Genomic DNA, 21177 nt, shown 5'->3' on the forward strand with positions numbered 1-21177 from the left:
GCACCGCGCACCGCACGAGGCGCAGGCCATGGGGGTTTGCCCCAAAGGCAGTCGCCTGGGTAACCTTGGTGCAGCACGATGGTTGCTAGAGTGTGTCAAGCACTTTGATGCGGTTGCTTCAAGGTGCACAACACGCTCTGGGTTTGCCACATGCAGATTTCCGAACTTGCACAGCGCACCTCTGTGTCCGTCCACGCCCTGCGCCACTATGAGCGGCTGGGGCTGCTGCAGCCACGCCGCCGCGCCAACGGCTACCGCGACTACCCGGCCGCCATGCAGCGCGAGGTCGTGTTCATCGCCATGTCGCGGCAGCTCGGCTTCACCCTGCCGCAGATTGCACCCCGCCTGGCCGCCTACCGCGCAGGCACACTGCGCATTGCTGCCATGGTGGATGACCTGCGGCAGCGGGCCCTTGCGCTGGATCAGCAGATCGCCGGCCTCAAGGCGCAGAAACAGCGGGTGCTGGAGCACGAGGCCTGGCTGGAGACGCAGCGGCAGACCGCGGCCCGGCGCGCCACGGCGGCATCGCCAGCCAAAGCCTCCTGGCCGCGGGTGCGGCCTGTCGCCGCAGCTGCACCGGCGTCCGTATCCACGGCCACCCGATCCCGTCGTCCACCCAGGAAAGCACCATGACCATCCCCACCCTTGCCGCAGACGGCCCCGCCGCCGTCACATCCTTGCCCTTGCTGGAGTCGCTGGTGCTGGCCATGCCGATGGCCCGGACGCTGGGCCTGCGCTTCGTGCGCGCCGAGGCGGGCGCGGTGGAGGTGGAAATCCCCGTGAGCGACGCGTTCTGCTTTCGCCCCGGCCAGCTTCAGGCCACGGCCGTGTTCGCCGTGGCCGACTTCGCCGCCGTGGGGGCGGCCGGCAGCGTGCTGCCGCCGGGCTGGGTCAATGCCACGGTGGATGCCACCGTGAAGCTCGTGGCCCCGGCGCGGGGCGTGTGCCTGAGGGCGCGGGGGCGTGTGGTGGATGCGGCACGGCTGCTCACCGTCTGTGCAGCCGACGTCTTCGCCGTGGATGCGAAGGGGCAGGAAACGCTGTGCGCCACACTGCTGGCCACTGCCCGCAACATCGAAGCCGCAGCCATGCGGTAGCTGCCGACGCAGCCCGGCCCCTGTTCTCAGCTGCGTGCGCGCCGGGCGCGCACGGCCGCCGCCAGGCCTTCGAGCACCGGAATGGTCTGCGCCATGCTGATGCAGGCATCGGTCACCGACACGCCGGGCGCCAGCGGTTGCCCGGCCACGATGTCCTGGCGCCCTTCCTGCAGGTGGCTTTCGATCATCAGGCCGGTGATGCGCTGGTCGCCTGCGGCGATCTGCGCGGCCACCTCGCCGGCCACCGTGATCTGGCGCTGGTGCTGCTTGCTGCTGTTGGCATGGCTCACGTCGATCATGACCTGCCCGCGCAGGCCGGCCGCCTGGAGCATGGCGCAGGCGGCATCCACATCCGCCGCGCTGTAGTTGGGCTGCTTGCCGCCGCGCAGGATCACGTGGCAGTCCTGGTTGCCGCGCGTCTCGAAGATCGCGGCCTGGCCCATCTTGGTCATGCCCATGAAGGCGTGCGACGCCTGCGCGGCCTGGATGGCGTCGCTCGCCACTTTCACGCCGCCGTCGGTGCCGTTCTTGAAGCCCACGGGGCACGACAGGCCGCTGGCCAGCTGGCGATGGCTCTGGCTCTCCGTGGTGCGTGCGCCGATGGCCCCCCAGCTCACCAGGTCGCTGATGAACTGCGGCGATAGCAGGTCCAGGAACTCGGTGCCCACGGGCAGGCCCAGCGCCAGCACGTCCAGCAGCAGCTGGCGCGCGAGTTCCAGCCCTTCGTTGATGGCAAAGCTGCCGTCCAGGTGCGGGTCGTTGATGTAGCCCTTCCAGCCCACCGTGGTGCGCGGCTTCTCGAAGTACACGCGCATCACGATGAGCAGGTCCTGCTGCAGCGCGTCGGCCTGCACCTTGAGTTGGCGCGCATAGTCCATGGCCTGGCCGTGGTCGTGGATGGAGCACGGCCCCACCACCACCACGAGCCGGTCGTCCTGCCCATGCAGCACGCGCGAGATGGCGGTGCGGCTGGTCTCCACCAGCGTCTGGGCGGCATCGGGCGCGGGCAGCCATTCCTGCAGCAAAGCCGGCGTGATGAGAGGCCGCACGGCCTTGATGCGCGTGTCGTCGATGCGCGTCGTGTCGTGGGTGGAAAGGGGCGTGGCGGATCGGTGTGCGTGGGTCATGGTGGCCCCGATTGTCGCGCGGCGCGGCCGGCTCGTCGCGCGGCCAATGTCGCGCGCATCGTCAAAACCGGCGCGACCCAGGCCAGCGATGCCGAGCAAGGGCCGCCCCGCAGCGAGGGTGTCGTCCCCCTCAGGGGGAAGGCGCCGAAGGCGACTCAGGGGGAGCCGCTACGGCCTGCGGAACGCCGCGTTCTGCCGCGACCAGTGACGCGACTGCAGCTCGTCCAGCCGCACCGTTCCGCCGGTCGAGGGTGCGTGCACGAAGCGCCCTTCCCCCACATAGATCCCGGCATGGTTGGGCTGGCGGCCCGTGCCGAACACCACCAGGTCGCCGGCACGCAGCTCGCTGCCGTCGATGGGGTATCCCCAGCTGTTGAGCTGCGCCACCGTGCGGGGCGGCGGCGTGCCCACCTGGTTGCGGTACACGTAGCCGATGAGCCCGCTGCAATCAAAGCCGGAGTCCGGCGTGTTGCCGCCGTAGCGGTACGGCGTGCCCACCAGGCCCAGAGCGTGAATGGCGATGTCGTGCGCCTGCTCCGCCGTCAGCGGCGGGGTGGTGCGCACCGGGGCCGATGACGCCGAGGGCCGAGAAGGCGAAGAAGGCCGAGAGGTGCCGCACCCGGCCAGCACCAGCAGGGCGGCGGTGCAGGCGGCAAAAGCCAGGCTGTGAAAAACGCGCATGGGCGCAAGGTTAACGGATGGACCGGGCGCCTGCGCGGACTCCGTCCGGGACCTGGGGATATTCAACAAAAAAGCTGCCAACGCTCATGGATCAAGCGCTGGCAGCTATCTTTTTCATACCAGCCAGAGACCTACGCCACTGCGGCAGCTACCGTGGCCCCGCGCCGCTCGGCGAGCCGGTTGGCCACGCTCACGATGGCCTGTACCGACGCCGTCACGATGTTGTGGCTGGCCCCCGCGCCGAAGGTGGAGCCCGCCACGCCTTCGAGCGCCGCTTCCACGATGGCCAGCGCCTGGGCGTTGGCGCCGGTGCCGGTGGCGCGTTCTTCGTAGTGGTCCACGCGCAGTGGCAGGCCCAGCGCGTCCACCGTGGCGGCAATCGGCCCGTTGCCCTGGCCGCGCAGATGCTGGCGCGTGCCGTCGATGGTCACGTCGAGCTCGATGCCCTGCCCGTCTTCATCGATCCGGTGGCTGTGGCACACGATGGCCGCCCGGGCCGGTGCGCGCAGGTAGGTGGCCTGGAAAAGCTCCCACAGTGCCTCGCCGCTCATCTCGCCCTCGCTCGTGTCCGTCTGGCGCTGCACCACGGCGCTGAACTCCACCTGCATGCGCCGGGGCATGACCACGCCACGTTCACGTTCCAGCAAGAAGGCAATGCCGCCCTTGCCCGACTGGCTGTTCACCCGGATCACGCTGTCGTAGGTGCGGCCGAGGTCCGCCGGGTCGATGGGGAGGTACGGCACCTCCCACAAGGCATGAGGGTCCTGCGCGGCAAAGCCCTTCTTGATCGCGTCCTGGTGCGAGCCCGAGAACGCGGTGAACACCAGGTCGCCCGCGTAGGGGTGGCGCGGGTGCACCGGCAGCGAGGTGCATTCCTCGGCGATGCGCGCCACCGAGGTGATGTCCGAAAAGTCGAGGTTCGGGTGCACGCCCTGCGTGTACATGTTGAGCGCCAGCGTCACGATGTCCACGTTGCCACAGCGCTCGCCGTTGCCAAAGAGGCAGCCTTCCACCCGGTCGGCGCCGGCCATCATCGCCAGCTCCGCTGCGGCCACGCCCGTGCCACGGTCGTTATGCGGGTGCACCGAGAGCACGATGTGCTCGCGGGGGGCGAGGCGCCGGTCCATCCATTCGATCTGGTCGGCGAACACGTTGGGCGTGGCGTTCTCCACCGTGGTGGGCAGGTTGATGATGATGGGGCGGCCGGGGCCGGCGTTCCAGGCGGCGACGGCGGTGTGGCAGGCCTTGAGCGACACATCGAGCTCTGTGGCGCTGAAGGTCTCGGGCGAGTACTGCAGCGTCCACTGCGTGGCGGGCTGCGCATCGGTGAGCTGCTTCAGGTAGCCCACGTGGTGCGCAATCAGCTGCATCACCTGCGTCACGTTCATGCCGAAGACGATGCGCCGCCAGGCGGGCGCCGTGGCGTTGTACAGGTGCACGATGGCGCGGGGCGCGCCCTTCACAGCCTCCACCGTGCGCGCGATCAGGTCTTCGCGCGACTGGGTCATCACCATGATGGTCACGTCGTCGGGGATCAGGTCCTCGTCGATGAGGCGGCGCACGAAGTCGAAGTCGGTCTGCGACGCGGCGGGAAAGCCGACTTCGATCTCCTTGAAGCCGATGCGCACCAGCTCATGGAAGAGCTTCATCTTGCGCTCGCCGTTCATCGGCTCGAACAGCGCCTGGTTGCCGTCGCGCAGGTCGGTGGAGAGCCACACGGGCGCGCGGGTGATGCTGCGGGTGGGCCACTGGCGGTCGGGCAATGCGACCGGGGCGATGGGCTGGTACTTGGTGGCGGGCTTGGCAATCATGAGAGGCTCCACGAACGGTGTGCGGTGCGCGTCGTGCGCACTGCATCGGGTCAAACGAAATTAAAACGTGTGACATCCCCTGCAGCCCTTTGCAAGAGTGCAAAGGCTGGTTCGCGGGCCGGGGTCAGGGGGAGATCAGGTGTTGCGCTGAGCGGATCAGGCAACGATGGTGGCGAACGCAGGCAGACCCCGGCCAGGCACTAGGCCTAGCGATAGGGTGGATAGGAGCATGCTGCGTTGCATAGGTGGGCAAAGATAGCACAGCCTTGCTGCAGCGCGCAACAATTCAAATGAAAAATGCCGCTGCCGTGCTGAGGATCTGCGCGGGAAGCTATGAAAAATATAGCGTTTTCTGCTGCTAGCATGGCGCACGCCACGCAGGCGTGGTCCCTCCATCCGTCCGTGCCCCGATCTTCAGGAGACTTCTTCATGCCTTTCATGCTGCTCATCATGGAACCCCACGGCCAGCGGGCCGAGCGCGGCCTGGCAGGCGGGCAGGAGGCCTACGCGCGCATGCAGCGCTTCGGCGAGGGCCTGGCCGCGCGTGGCATCCTGCGCGCCAGCGAGTCGCTGGCTTCCACCGAGCAGGCCGTGCGCCTGCAGGTACACGGCGGGCAGCCGCGGCTGGTGGACGGCCCTTTCGCCGAGACGAAGGAGATGGTGGGCGGGTTCTTCCTGCTCGACTGCGCCACGCGCGACGAGGCCGTGGCCATCGCCCGTGATTGCCCGGCCGCCGAGTGGGCCACGATCGAGGTGCGCGAGGTGGCGCCCTGCTACCACGGCAGCGGTCCGGCGGACTCAGGCAGGTAGCCCCTCAGTCACCCGCGCTGCGCGCCGCGTACGCCAACCCTACACGGCGGTATAGCCGGCGCCAGACGAAGACATAGACCACGACCACCAGGGCCGTGAGTGCGAGGGCCGCACTGGCGGGGGTGGCAAAGAGGAAGCGCCAGGCCCAGTACGCGTCGGCAAACCCCATGAGCGCAAAGGTGAGCAGGCCGATCCAGGGGCCTTCTGCGCGCCACGCTGCCACCGACACGAACGCGTGGCCCACCAGGGCCGACAGGCCCAGCAGCAGATTGGCCACGAGCGCCAGCACCGCGCGCTGTTCGAACCAGCCGGCCAGGCCGCGCAGCGTGGGCGGCTCACTGGACTTGGCGGTCACGGCCGCCTGCACCATGAACGCGGCCACCATGCCCTTGTGCTGCAGCCGGCGCGCGGCTGTGTCCTGGCCCTTGAGCGCAGACTCGACCAGGCGGCGGCTGAGCCAGTGGCCGACGCCGCCGGAGCCTGGGCCGTCGCCGTCTTCATCGTCGCGCGGCAGGCGCGCGGCGGCTGCCTGGGCATCGGCGCGCAGCGTTTCGGGCACATGCTCGAGCGCGCTGTTGCTGCTGTCGCGCAGCGCATGGGCGCACACGGCCACGCTGCGCAGCGCGGGTGGCACCTGCGCCAGGCGCCAGCCGCCGTCGCGCACATGCTCGATGCAGGCTTCTTCGCTGAGCATCGCGGCGGGGATCTGGTCGAAGTCCTTCACGCCCTGGCGCAGGGCCGCGGCATACCGCGCGGGTGTCATCAGGCGCTTGGGCACGAAGCGCACCGCATCCTCGTCTGCGGCCAGTGCGGCGTCCACCATGGCGTGGGTGATGCGTTCGCGCGGTACATCGGCCAGCGTGCGCGGGTGCGAGGCAAGCTGCGCGATCAGCGTGGCGTCGTCGGCCGCTTGGGCCTGGGCTTGGGCCAGGGACTGCAGCCAGCGCGTGTCTTCATCGCTGTCCCATTGCGCGGTGTAGGGCGACTGCAGCGACAGCACGGTGGAGGCTTCGAGCGCCGCCTCCTGCGTGCGCCCCAGGGCGCGCAGGCTGCTTGCCAGGATGTAGTGCGCGTGCTCTTCGTGGCGCACGCGGTCCCGGCCCAGCCGGGCATCGGCCATCGCGCCTTCGTGGTCGCCAGCCCACAGCCGCACCCAGGCGCGCTGCACGTGCCAGTGGCTGCCATCGCGCGGCTCGCCCTCCTGGCGCGCCTGAGCCAGGTCGTCCTCGATCAGCCGCGTGGTCACTTCCTCGCGCAGTGCGGCAGGCACGGCGGGGAACATGTCCCAGCGCTCCTTCAGTGCGGCCACGCACACGTCGGGGGTGCGCAGCGGCGCAGGGATCTTGTCCAGCGACAGGCCGTTGGCGCGCGCCGACGCCAGGCACAGCGCCGGGGTCAGCAGTTCCGCAGGGATGTGCTCGATCAGGCAACCGTAGTCGTGCCGCACGGCGCGCTCGGCCAGCGCGGGCGTGATCTTGCGCGGGTCGATGTAGCTGATGTTGTAGATGTCGGCTTGCAGCGCAGCCTGCTCCACCGCATCGGTGCGCAGCCAGTGCGCCAGGTCCTTGAGCGGCGCCTGGGCGCGCACGGCCTTGAGCGCCAGCTCGGGCGTGAGCAGGCAGCCCCAGATGTCGCACAGGCTGTTGTGGTCCCAGTGGGTGGGGATGCGGCTGTTGCGCTCGTCGCGCCAGTCCCACTCGGGCTGGCCGGCATACAAACTGCGCGCCAGGGCCAGTGCCTCGGCCGTCATGCACTCGGGTGGAATGTCGGCGGCTTCGCGCAGGCCCGCGCGCACCAGGGCCGCGAGCCGCTCGGGCGTCTGCCAGGCGGGCGGGACATGTTCCAGTGCGGCGACGTTCGCAGCCAGCGCGGCGTCCACCATGGCATCGTCCAGCCAAGGGGCGGGCACGTGGGCGATGGCGTAGCGGTCACTCTGCACCGCTTGCAGCCATTCGCCGCGTGTCTGTGGCAGACGCTGGGGCGGGATGTCGTCCGGGGGCTGGCTGTGCAGCGCGGGGCCGTCGCTGTCTGTGCCATCGGGCTGGTCGGTGTCACCGGGGGCGGCGGCAACCGGCGCGGCCGTGCGGGTGCGCTGGGCCAACTGCAGCGCATCGATGCTGGGTGCGGCCATCAGCCACAGCTCCCACCACACGTCGCCATCGCCCGAGTCGGAGTGCTTGTACAGCGTGAGCCACTGCTCGCGCGATTCATGCAGCGCGCCGCTGTCGGCCGCCAGCGGCTTGGCCAGCGCCACGGGCCAGGCCTGGGTGTAGTCGCCCCGTCGGTGCCAGGGTGCGGCGTGTTCGGGGTTGGGGTCGCAGGCGCCGAAGCGCGCAGTCAGTTGCTGCACCATGGCCACGCGTGCTTCGTCCACCGTGCGGTTGAGGTCGGTGCACAAGAATTCGTACGGACCGTTGTGCGACTCGCTCAGGTAGGCGCGCATCACGCGGCGCACCACCACCGTGCGGGCCGCTTGCACCTGGCCGGGCTCCTGGTCTTCGTCGGAATCGCCATCGCCGTCCTCACCGTCCACGGGCTCGTCGGGCGCGAGTTCATCGCCCGCGGCCAGGCGGTGCAGCCGCGCTTCCGCGTCGGCCAGCAGGTCCAGCGCCAGCGGCACGATGCCGTCCAGCGTTTCCAGGTTTTCCAGGTGGTCGGTCAGCGGCGCGTTGAAGAACGGGCCCGGGGGCCAGCAGTTCTCGCGCACGCCGCTGCGCCACAGCGGTGTGCCGGCCGCGTCGAGCAGGGCCACCTGCTGCCCGTCGTAGTGGGCGCGCCAGGTGATGACGCCTTCGCCGTCGATGAAGGCCAGTTGCCCGTCGCGCGTGAGAAACGGCGCGAGCGGCGTGTCCGGTTGTTGCGCCACCAGCCACCCATCGCCGTCGGTCAGGGGCTCCAGCAGATGCTCGGGCGCGGGGACAAAGCGGCCGTCGGGGTGCAGAAGCCCCCATCGCGCCGCGTCTGCAGCGCCGCTGCGGGTGGCGGCGGTGCGCACCACGGCGTAGCAGCTTTCGGTGGAGAAATCCGCGCCGTAGCTCAGCGGCGGCGCGGGCAGCGGCGTGCCGTCTGCCATGAGAAAGCTCGTGCCGTCGTAGCTGTTGGCGGCCACGCCGCACGCCATGCGCGGCGAGAGGTGGCGCCCGCCCTTGACCACCACCTTGCCGCGTTCATTGAGGTAGCCGTGGCCGTTCTCCCAGGCGTTGGGTTCGTCGAAGAAGGCCAGGCCCTCGGCGTTGAAGGCGTCGATGCGCGGGTAGCGCGGCTGCAGCACCCAATGGCCCTTGGCGTCGATGAGTCCGTAGAGGTCTCCGTCCAGCGAGGCCGCGGTCGTGGCCGACTCGCCGAAGGGCCGTGCGTCGCGAAAGCGCGGCTCGATCACCCAGCGGCCCGTGCCGTCCACGAAGCCGTGGGTGCGCTCGTTGCGGGATTTCTTCCACAGCGTGGCGCGCGCCAGGCCGTTGGCGCCGAAAGCGCCCAGCTCATGAAAGACCTCGTCGCAGGTGGTGCGGCCGGTGCGGTTGATGATGCGCCAGGCATCCTGCCCCACCTGCACCGCGCTCAGGCCGTGGCGAAACGGCTGGGCATTGTCGAAGGCGGGCGGGATGACCACCGTGCCGGTCAGGTCGATGAAGCCCCAGCGCCCGCCCTCGCTAAAGCGCGCCAGGCCGTCTTCGGAAAAGCTGCGGGCGTTGTGCAGCGTGGGCGGTACGCGCCAGTGGCCCTCGCCGTCGATGTAGCCCCACAGCCCTTGGGCGGCCCGGGCCGCGCCGATCCATCCTCCGCGGCCGTCGGCCCAGAAACGCAGCACCTCGGCCAGGCCCTCAGGCGGCACCACCGCGCGGCCCGGGTGGACGATGAGCAGTGCCAGGGTCTGGTGGCTGGGTTCCAGCGGAATGCTGGCCAGCCACGGGGGTGTCGGTTCGGAGTCTGTGTCGGTGTCGCTGGTCATTGTTGGCAGGGGTCCCTCGCGGGGCATCCTAACGATGCATATCGCGATGACCCGTAACCATTTGCACGGCTTGGCAGATACGCCACATCAGCCCCTCGCACAGGGGCGCGCAGAGATTTTTCTACGTAGAAACCCGCAATTTGCAGACGGCGTGTCGATCTTGCGCAGGCTCGTTCGTCGTGCACATGAAGGCCAGCCATTCGCTTCGGCCCTCACCCCGAACCTTTGCCAGGAGAACCCCATGCGATTCATGATCATCGTGAAAGCCACAGCAGAATCCGAGCGTGGCGACATGCCTACCGAACCCCTGATGGCCGCCATGGCCCGCTACCACGAAGAACTGGCGCAGGCAGGCGTGCTGCTGGACGCCAGCGGCCTCAAGCCCAGCACGCAGGGCTGGCGCGTGCGCTACGGTGCTGCCGGTGCGCGGACCGTCACCGATGGCCCCTTCACCGAGACCAAGGAACTCATTGCCGGGTACAAGCTGATCCAGGTGCGCAGCCGCGACGAGGCGCTGGAATGGACCCGCCGCTTCCCCAACCCCCGCGGCGAGGGCCTGGCGGCCGAGATCGAGGTGCGCCCCCTGTACGAGATGGAGGACTTTGCCGCCGTGCAGGGCGTGGAGCACTTTCGCGAACTCGAAGCCCGCGGCTGACACCCCGCCTGCCCTGGAGCCATCGCCATGATCAAGACCATCGCCCTCGTGCTGCTCGCCGCCCTGGCGCTGCTGCTGGCCTACGCCGCCACCCGCCCCGACACCTTCCGCGTGGAACGCAGCCGCGTGATCACGGCCCCGCCCGAGCGCGTGTACGGGCTGATCCACGACCTGCGCCAGTTCAACACCTGGAACCCGTACGAACGCAAGGACCCCGCCATCCAGGGCGAGTACAGCGCCAACACGGCCGGGCCTGGCGCGCGCTACGCCTGGCAGGGCGACAAGGTGGGCACCGGCAGCATGGAGATCGTGGAGGCCACGGCGCCCCGCCGCGTGGGCATGAAGCTCGACTTCGTCAAACCCTTCGAAGCCCACAACCAGGTCGAGTTCACGCTGCAGCCCGAAGGCGCGGACGCCACCCGCGTCACCTGGACCATGCAGGGCCCTGTGCCCTACCTCGCCAAGATCGCGCACCTGCTCTTCAACATGGACCGCATGGTGGGGCAGGACTTCGAGGACGGACTGGCCAACCTGCAGGCCGTGGCGTTGGGCCAACCCGCAGCGTGAAACCCGCCACCCCTTTGCCAAAGCATTCGTTTCCCTTTACCTTCACACCCCTTCAGGAGCCTCTCATGCACAAGCAAATCTTCGTGAACCTGCCCATCGAGAACATGGCCCGCTCGCAGGCGTTCTTTCGCGCACTGGGCTACGAGTTCAACCCCGACTTCACCAACGAACAGGGTGCCTGCCTGGTGGTGGGCGAGAACCTTTTCGTGATGCTGCTGGTCAAGGATTTCTACCAGACCTTCACCACCAAGGCGATCGCCGATGCACGCACCACGTCGGAAGTGCTGGTGTGCTTTTCCTGCGACAGCCGCGAAGAAGTCGACGCCCTCGTCGCCAAGGCCGTGGCGGCCGGGGGCACTTCGCCCCGCCCCGTGCAGGACCTGGGCTTCATGTACTCGCACAGCTTCGACGACCTCGATGGCCACAGCTGGGAGTTCGTGCACATGGTGGATGCCAGCAAGGCGCTGGGCTGAGCGTTCACCGAGGCCGCCGATGCGCAACCCCCTCAGTCCCGATGGCCCCGCCGGTACCGATGCCCTGCACCGCACCATCGATGCCGTCTGGCGCATCGAGGCCGCCCGCATCATCGCCAGCGTGGCACGCATGACGCGTGACGTGTGCCGGGCCGAGGAGCTGGCGCAGGATGCGCTGGTGGCCGCGCTGGAGCACTGGCCCGCCACCGGCCTGCCTGCCAACCCGGGGGCATGGCTCATGACCACGGCCAAGCGCAGGGCCATCGACCACCTGCGCCAGCAGGCCCTGCACGCGCGCGAGCACGAGGCGCTGGGCAAGGACCTGGAGGCGCTCGAAGCCCAGTACGCGCCCGACGTGGTGGACACGCTGATGGCCGCGCAGCAGGACGACATCGGCGACGACCTGCTGCGCCTCATCTTCACCGCCTGCCACCCGGTGCTGCCCACCGAGGCGCGCGTGGCGCTCACGCTGCGGCTGCTGGGGGGCCTGACCACGGCCGAGATCGCACGGGCGTTTCTGGTGCCCGAGCCCACAGTCGCGCAGCGCATCGTGCGGGCCAAGCGCAGCCTGTCGGCCGCCCACGTGCCCTTCGAGGTGCCCGGCGAGGCCGAGCGCGCGCCGCGCCTGGCATCGGTGCTCGAAGTCATCTACCTGGTCTTCAACGAAGGCTATGCCGCCACGGCGGGCGACGACTGGATGCGCCCCGCTCTGTGCGGTGAAGCCCAGCGCCTGGTGCGCGTGCTGGCCAGCCTGGTGCCGGGCGAGCCCGAGGTCCAGGGCCTGGTGGCGCTTTTGGAGATCCAGGCCTCGCGCCTGCCCGCGCGCACCGATGGCGAGGGCAAACCCGTGCTGCTCATGGACCAGGACCGCGCACGCTGGGACCACCTCTTGGTGCGCCGGGGCCTGACCGCCCTGGACAAGGCCGAGCAGCTCGCACGCACCGGCAAGCCCTGGGGGCCGTACGCACTGCAGGGCGCCATCGCTGCCTGCCACGCACGCGCCCGGCAGGCGCAAGACACCGACTGGCCCCACATCGTGGCGCTGTACGACGCACTGCTGCAGGTGGCGCCCTCACCCGTTGTGGCGCTGAACCGCGCCGTGGCCGTGGGCATGGCCGAAGGCCCGGCGGCGGCGCTGCGCCTGGTGGACGACATCGCGGCCGACCCTTTACTGGCCCAGTACCACTGGCTGCCCAGCGTGCGCGGCGACCTGCTGGCCAAGCTGGGCCGCGTGGCCGAGGCGCGCACCGAGTTCGAGCGTGCGGCGGGACTCACGCGCAATGCGCAGGAAAAGGCCCTGCTGCTGGCGCGCGCAGGCGGCTGACAGGCGTCGCGCCGCATGCATCCATTCCACGCGGGCTCGCACGCACCTTGCAGGCGCTCAGCGGCGGTCGTGGCAGCGCGTGTGGTGGCCGCGTGATTTTGTGGCGCGTTTTCGCCAGAATGGGGCCATCCCGGGCCACCCCATCATCGCTGCGCCATGACACACCCTGACACCGCGTCGTTCCCCCTGGAAGGCGGCTGCGCCTGCCGCCATGTCCGCTACCGCATGCTCACCGCACCGCTGTTCGTGCACTGCTGCCACTGCCGCTGGTGCCAGCGCGAGAGTGGTGCCTCGTACGCGTTGAACGCGATGATCGAGACCGACCGCGTCCCCTCCCTGGCGGGCCTGCCCGACCTGGTGGATACGCCGTCCGCCAGCGGCTTCGGCCAGACGATTGCGCGTTGCCCGCACTGCCGCGTGGCGGTATGGAGCCATTACTCCGGCGCGGGCCCGCTGGTGGCCTTTGTGCGCGTGGGCACCCTGGATGCGCCAGACCTGATGCCGCCCGACATCCACATCTACACCCAGTCCAAGCAGCCCTGGGTGGTGCTGCCACCCGGCACTCCCGCCGTGCCTGAGTACTACGAGCGCGACACCCACTGGCCGCCCGACAGCCTGGCACGCCGCCAGGTGCTGCTGCCGAGGATCACGGCGTACCGGGAGGCGCTGGGGCTGGATTGAGGGTGCCTGGGGTTCCGCATACAGAACGTGTCACGCGGGACTTGTCTTCACTCTCTCTCCTTGAGGGATAGGGCCGGGGAGAGGGGCTCTTGATCGAGGCAGTGCGCCTAAAGCCCCTTCTCCCTAACCCTCTCCCGCGAGGGGAGAGGGAACAAGGCAGGGGCGCGTGCAGACGGCATGCGCCAGCCCCAGGCTCCTCACCGCCGCTTCTGTCGTTTCTTCTTCGCCCGGGTGTGATGCCCCGTAGACGGCTTGGGCGTCAACCCCAGCGCCCCACGTGCCAGCGCATCGGCCTGGCCATTGCGATGGCGTGGAATCCACTGCACGCTCACATCGCCACAGGCCAGCATCAACCCACGCACTTCATCGAACAAGCCTGCCAGCCTTGCGATGGGGGGCACCCGCGGACTACCCGCGTTGCTGGTGGTGCCCAGCTGCTCCACCAGCACGCTGTTGTCGCTGTAGGCCATCACGGCGCTGCCTGCCGCACCGCCCTGGCTTTGCAACCAGCGCAGCGCCAGGGCCAGCGCCCGCAGCTCGGCTTCGTTGTTGCAGCCGGTGAAGGTCGTAGCCTCGGATAGCTGCTGTGCCACCGTGCCATCGGGCGCGCGCACCACGGCACCCAGGCCCATGCGCCCCGGGTTGGGCACGGCACTGCCGTCGCAATGGATCACCCAGGGGGCGGCGCCGTGGTCAGGCATGGAAAACGCACGGCAGATACCTGCGCAACGCAGCCGCGCGGGGGCGTGTCACTTGTAGAAAGCTTCGACCTTGCCCTTGAGCTTGATCATCAGCGGGTGGCCCTTGCGGTCCACCGTCTTGCCCGCAGGCACCTTCACCCAGCCCTCGCTGACGCAGTATTCCTCCACATCGGTGCGGTCCTTGCCGTTGAAGCGGATGCCGATGTCATGCTGGAACACCGCAGCCACGTGGTGCGGGCTGCGCGGGTCCACGCTCAGGTGATCGGGCAGCGCGGGACGTTCGGAGGCGGCCGCTGGGGTGGCTGGGGCGGTATCGGTCATGTGATGGCGTTCTGGATGAAAAAAGCAAAAGCGCGGATTTTCCGGGATTTGGCCCGCGACACGGCCCGGGTGCCCCTGAAGCACGGCAGGAATATGAATCAAAATGCCGCCTGCCGCGCTCTGGTCAAGCGCTGCAAGCTATCAAATATGTAGCAAACGTCTTCAGGGAGCTGCATGCCGCGCCAGCAGCGCGCCCACCGCCGGCTTGGCGCAGCGCTGCACCTGCTGCAAGAGCGCATGGTTCGGCTCGGCCACGCGCCACTGCGTGCGCAGGTCGTGCTGGATACGCGCCAGCAGCGCAGCGGCCATCTCGGCATCGGCCAGCGCCCGGTGGGCCTGGCCGGTGCGCGGCAGGCCGTGGTAGTCCACCAGCGTGCCGAGCTTGTGGCTGGGTGCCTGGGGGTAAAGGCGGCGTGACAGCAGCACCGTGCAGGCGAACGGGTGCGGCGCGGCCACACCGGCCAGCGCAAGTTCTGCCTGCCAGAACTTGCTGTCGAAGGATGCGTTGTGCGCCACCATGGGCGCGTCGCCCACAAAACGCGCCGCGTCGGCCATCACGCCTGCGGCATCGGGCGCCGTGTTCACCATCGCGTTGGTGATGCCGGTGAGCTGGGTGATGAACGGCGGAATCCACACGCCCGTCCTCATGAGGCTCTGAAAGCGGTCCACCACCTGGCCTTTTTCCAGCAGCACGATGGCGACTTCGGTCGCGCGTGCGCCCTGGCCGGGCGAGACGCCGGTGGTTTCAAAGTCGATGACGGCGATGGGGGGCATGGGGGGGCGGAGGCAAAAAGAAGGATTGTGCCGCCGTCGGCCCAGCGCCATCCTGTTGAACAGGGCCCGCGCCGCTGCGGCGGCCGGCATCCGCAAACCCCGCGATGACCCCGTGCCTCAGCTTTTGGGCGTGAGCTGCTGCGCCAGAAAGAACCGCAGCATCTCACCCGTGGCATCCACCCCGCGCGGATCGGTGTGGCTGCCCTGCGCGCTGCCGCCGGCCCATGCGTGGCCGGCGCCGTGCAGCACCCAGTGCTCTGCGATCACTGCGCCCTTGTCATCCGTTCCGTCGCCGGCGGCCACGCGGCGGTACACGGTGCACGTGTAGCCCTGTCCGCCGCCAGACCGGCCTTGCTGCACGCTGGTTTCCAACGCGGGAGCACCGCCGGTCACCGCATCCAGCGCGGCTTGCACCACCTGCTCTCCGTTGCGCGCACTGACCGTGGGATCTGCATCGCCATGGAAGACGATCACCGGTGTGACCGGCTGGCCCGATGCCGCCGCCGTAGTGCCGCGGGCGGGGGTCTTGGCGCCCGTCTTCATGGCCGACAGTGCGCCCATCACGTTGTGCGCAGCACCCGCCGAGAGGCCCGAGTGCACGCCCACGGCGGCAAACACGTCGGGGTACTCGCGGCCCAGCAGGGCGGCCATGGCACCGCCGGCGGACAGACCTGCCACGTACACACGCTGCCCGTCCACCGGGTGGCGTGCCATCACGTCGCGCACCATGGCCGCGAGCAGCGCAGGCTCTCCCATGTCTCTGCGCTGGTCTTCGGGGCGAAACCAGTTCCAGCAGCCGTTGGGGTTGGCGCTGTGCGGCTGGGCGGGATACAGCACCAGTGCGTTGGCGCGCGCGGCTGCGCTGTTCATGCCCGTGCCGGTGGCGAAGTCCGTGGGGTTCTGCGTGCAGCCGTGCAGCATGAGCACCAGGGGCATGGGGGCGCCGCTGGCGGATCCTGGCGGTACGTACAGGTGATAGTGGTGCGGGTTGTGAGGCGCGCCGGGGTGGCTGAAGACCACGCGGGTAAAGCTGCCCTGTGCTTCGCAGCGCGGGGCGGGATGCACTGCAGTGCCGCTCTGCGGTGCTGCCGGGGCATCGCAAGGGGTGTCACCCTCGGTGACGTTGCGGGGACGCTCGATGACCACGGCGTCTTCCACGTCCTGCACAGAACTGGGGTCGCGCCACGGCATGCCGCTGCGGAAGGTGGCACCGGGCGAGGGCTGCGCGGGCGCAGGGCTGGCGCTGGGCGCATCCGGTGCGCCGGCGCCTTGCGCGGTGGTCGGTGCTGGAGGGTGACCGCCCAGCGTCTGTTGAATGGTCCGGGTGGCATCCGCCAGATGGCCGGTGCGCACCAGCTGGGTGGCTTCACCCATCAATTGCTTGAGTTTGTGGTTCCAGTCCATCGGGCTTCCTTGGGGGGTTGTGGGGGTGGGCGGCGCTGCCGTCAGTGGATGCGCCCGGCCAGCGCCGCCTTGACGGCGGTGCTGGCATGAAAGGCACCCAGCACCGTGACGGAGGCGATGGTGGCCTCTGCCAGCGGGGCGGGTACGTCGTTGTCGATGCTGACGAGGCCCAGCACGCGGATCTCCAGTACCTGCCCTGCCGCCTGCACGGCTTCCAGCTCGGCGCGGCCGAATCGCTGCAGACCGAGCACAAGCATCTTGCGGGCCACCACCTGCCGCACGGCGTCGCCCTGGGCGGTCAGCTGGTTGCGGATGGCCGTGCGGATGAAGTCCGTGCGGTTGGCATAGAAGCCCTCGGACACCAGCAGGTCGATGTGGCCCAGGTCCACGAACCCCAGGTTGATGGTGATTTTTTCCGAATCGGGGACTTTGCCGCGCGCGGCCACGGGTGCAGGTGGGGTGGATGCCATGGTGCTCTCAGGTGGTGGAATACCATCCATGTGGATGTTTATCGGATGGTATATGGATGTCAAATGGATGGTGTCGGCATCGTTTCAAGAGCTGGCTGCCAAATAAAAAAGAGCCCGGAGGCTCTTTTTCGTGGCGGGTCATGAAACCCGGGTTGGAGCGCGCTGCGCCGCCTCAGCCCGCGCCGCGGCTGCCGCCGCCACCGGTGCTGCCTGCGGCACCCCGGCGCGACTGCACCTGGTTGCCGCTGCCGATGTGGGCGTCGCGGTCGTGGCGGCTCTCGGGGGAGCGGCGGCCCTGGTTCAGTTGCGTGGCGGGTTTGTCGCCGGTGCTGTTGTGTGCCTGGGCGACCTTGCCGGATCCTTCGTTGTCCTGGGTGGTGCGATCGGCGTCGGTACTCATGTCGCCATCGTCACGGCGGTTTTCCTTGCTGCTCATAAAGCCTCCTGGGTGTCGGTGCTGGATGCGGGTGTGCAGAGATGGCGCGCCGGCGGTGCGGCAGCGCCTGCGGATCAGGACAGGGTCAGCTCCTTGTGCTCGCCCAGTTCGCGCGGGGGCTCGCCGGTGACGGCCGCCTTGGCCATCTTGAACAGCTGCACCATCTTGCTTTCCTTCACATCCCAATACTCGGCGTGGCGGATGCGTACGGCCAGCAGGGCCAGGTCGGCATCTGTGTAGCCGCCAGGGAACCAGGCCTTGGCCATGGGCGACCACAGCGTTTCCTTTTGTGCCAGGTCCTCAATGAAGCGGGCCTGGCCCGACAGCGAGACATAGCTGTCGTCGCCCGGGTCGGCGTAGGAGACGTTCACCTCGCCATCGGTCAGCAGGCGCTCGTAGAGCTCGCCGGACTTGGAGATGAAGAAATACAGCTCGTTGTGTTCATCGATGCTGCGGTTCTGCGTCGTGAGCGGATGTGCGTGCAGCATGCCCGACGCGGTGCGGTGGGTGAGCATCCCGAAGCGGATGTCCTTGATGAGTTTCCATAACGTTTCGTGGGCGGGGGTGTTCTGTGGCATGGGCTGCTCCGTGCAGGTGAAAAAAAGGACCGGGGAAGGGGAAAAGAATTCCTTGCTTTCACTGTAGGCACGGGGTTGGCCGGGGGGTGTCGGCCCGGGGCCCGCAGCGGGGTGGGCTTTTGTCCGACACCGCACGCCCGGCCTTCCCTTGCTCCCGCTAGCTAGTTTGCGACGCCTGGGAGGTCGTCGATGCGCTCTCAGAGCGGCGCGCGCTGCTGCAGTGCGAAGGGCGGCAGTCCCTTGAGCAGGCGCTGGCCGTAGCTCGTGCGCACGAGGCGCTTGTCGTAGCAGTACACATGGGCCTGGTCTTCCTCGGTGCGGATGGCGCGGCCCACCCATTGCGCCAGGCGGATGGCGGTGGCGGGCACCACCAGCTCGCTGAACGGGTCGCGACCCACGGCGCGCAGCCACTCGGCACGGGCCTCGCCCACGGGGTCGTCGGGCGGGGCGAACGGCAGCTTGGTGATGAAGACCGACTCGCACAGCCGCCCGGGCAAATCCAGCCCCTCGCCGAAGGACTGCATGCCGAAGATGACCGAGGGCTCGCCGTTCTCCACCCGCTCTCGGTGGCGTTTGAGCAACTGCGTGCGCGGCAGCGCGTTTTGCACCAGCACCACGCTGCGCATGGCGGTGGGCAGCGCATCCACGGCCTGGCGCATCTGCTCGCGCGAGGTGAACAGCACCAGCGCGCCGTACTCTACCCGTGCGATGTCGTGCAGCAGTGCATCGACCATCTCGGCGGTGAATTGCGCGGCGTTCTTGGGGTCGGCGCGTGTCTCTGCGGCGATCAGCGTGCCCTGCGCGGCGTAGTTGAAGGGGCTCGGGACCTCCAGCGTGGTGGTGGTCTCGTCGCCATGCAGACCCGCTTCGCGCAGGAAGAAGTCGAAATTGCCGCAGCTGTTGAGCGTGGCCGATGTGAGCACCGCGCCGCGCACCGCGTTCCACAGGTGGTTGCGCAGTGTGGTGCCGGGCAGGATGGGGCTGGCGTGGCCCTTGACCACGATGAAGTCGCCATCGACTTCCAGCGTGAACCATTTGGCTGCTGGCACCGCGCCTTCGGGTGCGTCCTGCAGCAGCAGCTGCGCGGTGGCGTGCAGCTCTTCCAGCCGCGGCGCGAGCATGCCGATCTGCGCGTACAGCGTGGACAGGCGCTTGGCCTCTTCCGGCTTGTCGCGCATCTCGGCCCGCAGGGCTTTGCTGATGGCTCGCAGGGCCTCGAGGAACCCGTCAGCGCTGGCGGCCAGCAGCCCCAGCGGGGCGATGAGCGGCTCGGGCAGCTCGCCGCGCGGAACCCGCACGCGCGCCGGCCCCCAGGTGTCCTTCTGGCTCTTGAGCGTGGGGCCGTACACGTCCATCACGATGCGCGCCAGGTCCTGCAGCGTCTGGCGCAGCTGCGCCGCATGGCGCGGGATGTCGGCAATCTCTTGGACCTCCAGCAGCGCACCGATGCGCAGGCCCCGGCTGGAAAGCCGCTCGATCCAGGTGATGCGCGACATGTCCATGCTGCAGGCGAACTGCTGCAGCGCAGTGGCGGGCAGGTGGTGGGCCTCGTCGAGCACCAGGAGGCAGTTGTCCAGTTCGGGCAGCACGCGCGCGCCGAGCGACGACAGCAGCAGGTCGTGGTTGGCCACGATCACCTGCGCGCCCACCAGCTCCTTGCGCTTGTCGTAGTAGGTGCACTGGCTGAAGGCGGGGCAGTGCTTGCCGGTGCACGAAGCGCCCTCGGCCGCCACGGGGCTCCACACCTCGGGCTCGGGCGGGGTCTCCAGGCTGTCGCGGTCGCCGTCCCATGCGCCCTTGGCCAGGGTCTGCGCCATGGCGCCGTAGAACTGGATGCGCGCCTCGGTCTCCTGCCGGGGGCGCTTGGCGCGGGCGGCGGCCTCCTCCTCGGCAAACAGATCGTCCTCATCGGTTTCTTCCGCCTCCCCCGTGCCCGCAAGGCGGTCGAGCTTGAGCTTGCACACATAGCGCCCGCGCCCCTTGGCCAGCGCAAACTTGAAGGGCTGGGGCATCAGCGCGGCCAGCGCGGGCAGGTCCTTGTTGACCAGCTGCTCCTGCAGCGCCACGGTGGCGGTGGAGATCAGTACCCGCGTGCCGCGCGACAGTGCCAGCGCGATGGCGGGGGCGCAATAGGCCAGCGACTTGCCCACGCCCGTGCCGGCCTGGATGACCGCGATGGCCCGTGTCGGCGCGGCACCTTCGCCCTCTTCGGCATCCACCTTGCCCAGCGTGGCCTTGCTGAAGGTATGCGCCACCTGCTCGGCCATGCGCCGCTGGCCGTGGCGGCTGCGAAAACCCGCAGTGGCCTGCACCACCGCATCGAACGATTCAAGGGCCTGCGCGGCCCATACCTGTTGAGACATACAGTAGTGTCGCATGCCGCAGGTCCGAGGGTCTTCGTGAAGACCGGCGATTGGGGCTGAAAACTTCTGCAGCGGCCGGTGCGCGCTCGCCCCGCGCCCTCACAGCGCCCGGGACTACAGGTCGTGGGCGCAGGCGAATCTACGATCTTCCCTGCATAGCCCCCACGCAACCCGAAGGACGTACCATGGCCCGCTCGCAAAAACCCGATGAACCGCTCGCAGCGCCTGCCACGCCAGAGCCGTCGGTGGACACCACCCAGCGCCAGCATGCGCAGCCAGGTGCGCACGCCAATGAAAGCGCACGTGCACCGGACACCACCCAACCCAAGCTCCCCCATGAGCGTGATGAGTCGGTGGATATGACCCATGGCAAGCCAGACGGCCAGATTCAGCAGGCCTACCGCGACGTGCAGCGCGGCCTGCAGGACACCGACCGGGGTCCGCCAGCGGGCAAGGCGTATCAGCGGCAGAAGTAGCAGGCATCGCCCGACCGTTGCCGCGGCGCATCGGTCTGCAATGGCATGGCAATGCCACGCGGCACGGCGTTGCCTGAATGTGCCAATCAGTAGTTGCCAGCGAATACCGTTTCCCTATACTGGCCTGAAACTGAAACGGCACCCCCGCGCGAAAGCCGGGTCCGCAAAGTCACCGGTCTAAAGGCTTCTTTGCCCACGACAGCGGGACTGCCACGTTCGCAGGGGGATCGGTGTTGCTCCGAGGATCTGGCCGTCTCAGTGGGTTTTGCGCCACCGCAACCAAGAGACAGGACGGCAATGCAACCCTGCCAACGTGGTTCCGCTCCCTCTGCGTTCACGTATTGCTTGCACACCGCGAGGGCAGCCCCTTGCGCTGAACTGTCCGCGCGCGCACAGCGCCGGGCTTGGTGTGCCTTGTCACCCGCTCATTTCTCCGCCCAGCGCTGTCCGTGCCATGCCGGCTCCCGCGACCGGGGGCT

At 68.9% G+C, this 21177-nt stretch carries 21 protein-coding genes and 1 riboswitch; of the genes, 9 read left to right on the forward strand and 12 right to left on the reverse strand.

Annotation, left to right across the window (positions count from 1 at the left end):
• Nucleotides 1-150: 150 nt before the first annotated feature.
• Together KW835_RS16000 and KW835_RS16005 are read left to right on the forward strand one after the other, a co-directional pair.
• Entirely contained in the window at nucleotides 151-633 is a 483-nt protein-coding gene (locus tag KW835_RS16000) for a MerR family DNA-binding transcriptional regulator (RefSeq protein ID WP_218384063.1), read from the forward strand.
• Nucleotides 630-1097 (forward strand): PaaI family thioesterase, encoded by a 468-nt coding sequence (locus KW835_RS16005; protein WP_218384068.1) that lies wholly within the window; start codon nucleotides 630-632, stop codon nucleotides 1095-1097. Before KW835_RS16000 ends, KW835_RS16005 begins: the two co-directional genes overlap by 4 nt.
• 26 nt (nucleotides 1098-1123) lie before the next feature.
• Here KW835_RS16005 and KW835_RS16010 read toward each other — a convergent pair whose 3' ends face one another.
• The 3 genes from KW835_RS16010 to leuA form a co-directional block, all read right to left on the reverse strand.
• The gene (locus KW835_RS16010; protein WP_218384070.1) at nucleotides 1124-2224 is read right to left on the reverse strand and encodes a 3-deoxy-7-phosphoheptulonate synthase; all 1101 of its coding nucleotides are present in this window, start codon (nucleotides 2222-2224) and stop codon (nucleotides 1124-1126) included.
• 168 nt (nucleotides 2225-2392) lie between these two features.
• A complete protein-coding gene (locus KW835_RS16015) occupies nucleotides 2393-2905 on the reverse strand; it encodes a C40 family peptidase (RefSeq protein ID WP_218384071.1) in 513 nt (170 codons plus the stop codon).
• A gap of 131 nt (nucleotides 2906-3036) precedes the next feature.
• Nucleotides 3037-4716 carry a 2-isopropylmalate synthase gene (gene leuA, locus KW835_RS16020; protein WP_218384077.1) on the reverse strand — a complete coding sequence of 560 codons (1680 nt, stop codon included), beginning with the start codon at nucleotides 4714-4716 and terminating at the stop codon, nucleotides 3037-3039.
• 429 nt (nucleotides 4717-5145) lie between these two features.
• Here leuA and KW835_RS16025 point away from each other — a divergent pair, with 429 nt between their 5' ends.
• Nucleotides 5146-5526 (forward strand): YciI family protein, encoded by a 381-nt coding sequence (locus KW835_RS16025; RefSeq protein WP_218384079.1) that lies wholly within the window; start codon nucleotides 5146-5148, stop codon nucleotides 5524-5526.
• A 4-nt stretch (nucleotides 5527-5530) separates the two neighbouring features.
• On the opposite strand, the gene KW835_RS16030 is transcribed toward KW835_RS16025, so the two are convergent.
• Complete coding sequence (locus KW835_RS16030) at nucleotides 5531-9475, reverse strand: WG repeat-containing protein (protein ID WP_218384081.1); 3945 nt, start codon at nucleotides 9473-9475, stop codon at nucleotides 5531-5533.
• A 241-nt stretch (nucleotides 9476-9716) separates the two neighbouring features.
• Between KW835_RS16030 and KW835_RS16035 the strand changes: the two genes are divergently transcribed.
• The 5 genes from KW835_RS16035 to KW835_RS16055 all read left to right on the forward strand — a co-directional run bounded on the left by KW835_RS16035 (nucleotide 9717) and on the right by KW835_RS16055 (nucleotide 13175).
• Nucleotides 9717-10130, forward strand: a complete 414-nt coding sequence (locus tag KW835_RS16035; RefSeq protein ID WP_218384082.1) for a YciI family protein — start codon at nucleotides 9717-9719, stop codon at nucleotides 10128-10130.
• A 27-nt stretch (nucleotides 10131-10157) separates the two neighbouring features.
• Nucleotides 10158-10697 carry an SRPBCC family protein gene (locus tag KW835_RS16040; RefSeq protein ID WP_218384084.1) on the forward strand — a complete coding sequence of 180 codons (540 nt, stop codon included), beginning with the start codon at nucleotides 10158-10160 and terminating at the stop codon, nucleotides 10695-10697.
• 65 nt (nucleotides 10698-10762) lie between these two features.
• On the forward strand, nucleotides 10763-11170 hold the full coding sequence (locus KW835_RS16045) for a VOC family protein (RefSeq protein WP_218384086.1): 408 nt from the start codon (nucleotides 10763-10765) through the stop codon (nucleotides 11168-11170).
• A gap of 19 nt (nucleotides 11171-11189) precedes the next feature.
• A complete protein-coding gene (locus KW835_RS16050) occupies nucleotides 11190-12494 on the forward strand; it encodes an RNA polymerase sigma factor (RefSeq protein ID WP_218384088.1) in 1305 nt (434 codons plus the stop codon).
• A 156-nt stretch (nucleotides 12495-12650) separates the two neighbouring features.
• Nucleotides 12651-13175: a GFA family protein gene (locus KW835_RS16055; protein WP_218384090.1), complete on the forward strand. Its 525-nt coding sequence runs from the start codon at nucleotides 12651-12653 to the stop codon at nucleotides 13173-13175.
• Nucleotides 13176-13372: 197 nt separating this feature from the next.
• Here the strand turns inward: KW835_RS16055 and KW835_RS16060 are convergent, their stop codons facing one another.
• The 8 genes from KW835_RS16060 to dinG all read right to left on the reverse strand — a co-directional run bounded on the left by KW835_RS16060 (nucleotide 13373) and on the right by dinG (nucleotide 20222).
• On the reverse strand, nucleotides 13373-13876 hold the full coding sequence (locus KW835_RS16060; protein WP_218384092.1) for a reverse transcriptase-like protein: 504 nt from the start codon (nucleotides 13874-13876) through the stop codon (nucleotides 13373-13375).
• Between the two features lie 48 nt (nucleotides 13877-13924).
• Complete coding sequence (locus tag KW835_RS16065) at nucleotides 13925-14197, reverse strand: DUF3297 family protein (RefSeq protein ID WP_218384100.1); 273 nt, start codon at nucleotides 14195-14197, stop codon at nucleotides 13925-13927.
• A gap of 162 nt (nucleotides 14198-14359) precedes the next feature.
• Nucleotides 14360-14971 carry a PolC-type DNA polymerase III gene (locus KW835_RS16070; protein WP_218384102.1) on the reverse strand — a complete coding sequence of 204 codons (612 nt, stop codon included), beginning with the start codon at nucleotides 14969-14971 and terminating at the stop codon, nucleotides 14360-14362.
• Nucleotides 14972-15088: 117 nt separating this feature from the next.
• A complete protein-coding gene (locus tag KW835_RS16075; protein ID WP_218384104.1) occupies nucleotides 15089-16375 on the reverse strand; it encodes a PHB depolymerase family esterase in 1287 nt (428 codons plus the stop codon).
• A gap of 41 nt (nucleotides 16376-16416) precedes the next feature.
• Nucleotides 16417-16845 carry a CopG family transcriptional regulator gene (locus KW835_RS16080; protein WP_218384106.1) on the reverse strand — a complete coding sequence of 143 codons (429 nt, stop codon included), beginning with the start codon at nucleotides 16843-16845 and terminating at the stop codon, nucleotides 16417-16419.
• Between the two features lie 172 nt (nucleotides 16846-17017).
• Complete coding sequence (locus tag KW835_RS16085) at nucleotides 17018-17281, reverse strand: hypothetical protein (RefSeq protein ID WP_370633634.1); 264 nt, start codon at nucleotides 17279-17281, stop codon at nucleotides 17018-17020.
• Nucleotides 17282-17355: 74 nt separating this feature from the next.
• On the reverse strand, nucleotides 17356-17859 hold the full coding sequence (locus tag KW835_RS16090) for a pyridoxamine 5'-phosphate oxidase family protein (RefSeq protein ID WP_218384108.1): 504 nt from the start codon (nucleotides 17857-17859) through the stop codon (nucleotides 17356-17358).
• Between the two features lie 197 nt (nucleotides 17860-18056).
• Nucleotides 18057-20222, reverse strand: coding sequence for an ATP-dependent DNA helicase DinG (gene dinG, locus KW835_RS16095; RefSeq protein WP_218384110.1), 2166 nt, complete (start codon nucleotides 20220-20222; stop codon nucleotides 18057-18059).
• A gap of 185 nt (nucleotides 20223-20407) precedes the next feature.
• On the opposite strand from dinG, the gene KW835_RS16100 reads away from it, so the two are divergent.
• Nucleotides 20408-20698, forward strand: a complete 291-nt coding sequence (locus tag KW835_RS16100; protein WP_218384112.1) for a hypothetical protein — start codon at nucleotides 20408-20410, stop codon at nucleotides 20696-20698.
• A 127-nt stretch (nucleotides 20699-20825) separates the two neighbouring features.
• Nucleotides 20826-20913: riboswitch (cyclic di-GMP riboswitch) on the forward strand.
• Nucleotides 20914-21177: the final 264 nt, after the last annotated feature.

Origin of the sequence: Acidovorax sp. sic0104, assembly GCF_019219095.1 — a bacterium.
In the GTDB taxonomy this organism is placed as follows: domain Bacteria; phylum Pseudomonadota; class Gammaproteobacteria; order Burkholderiales; family Burkholderiaceae_C; genus Acidovorax.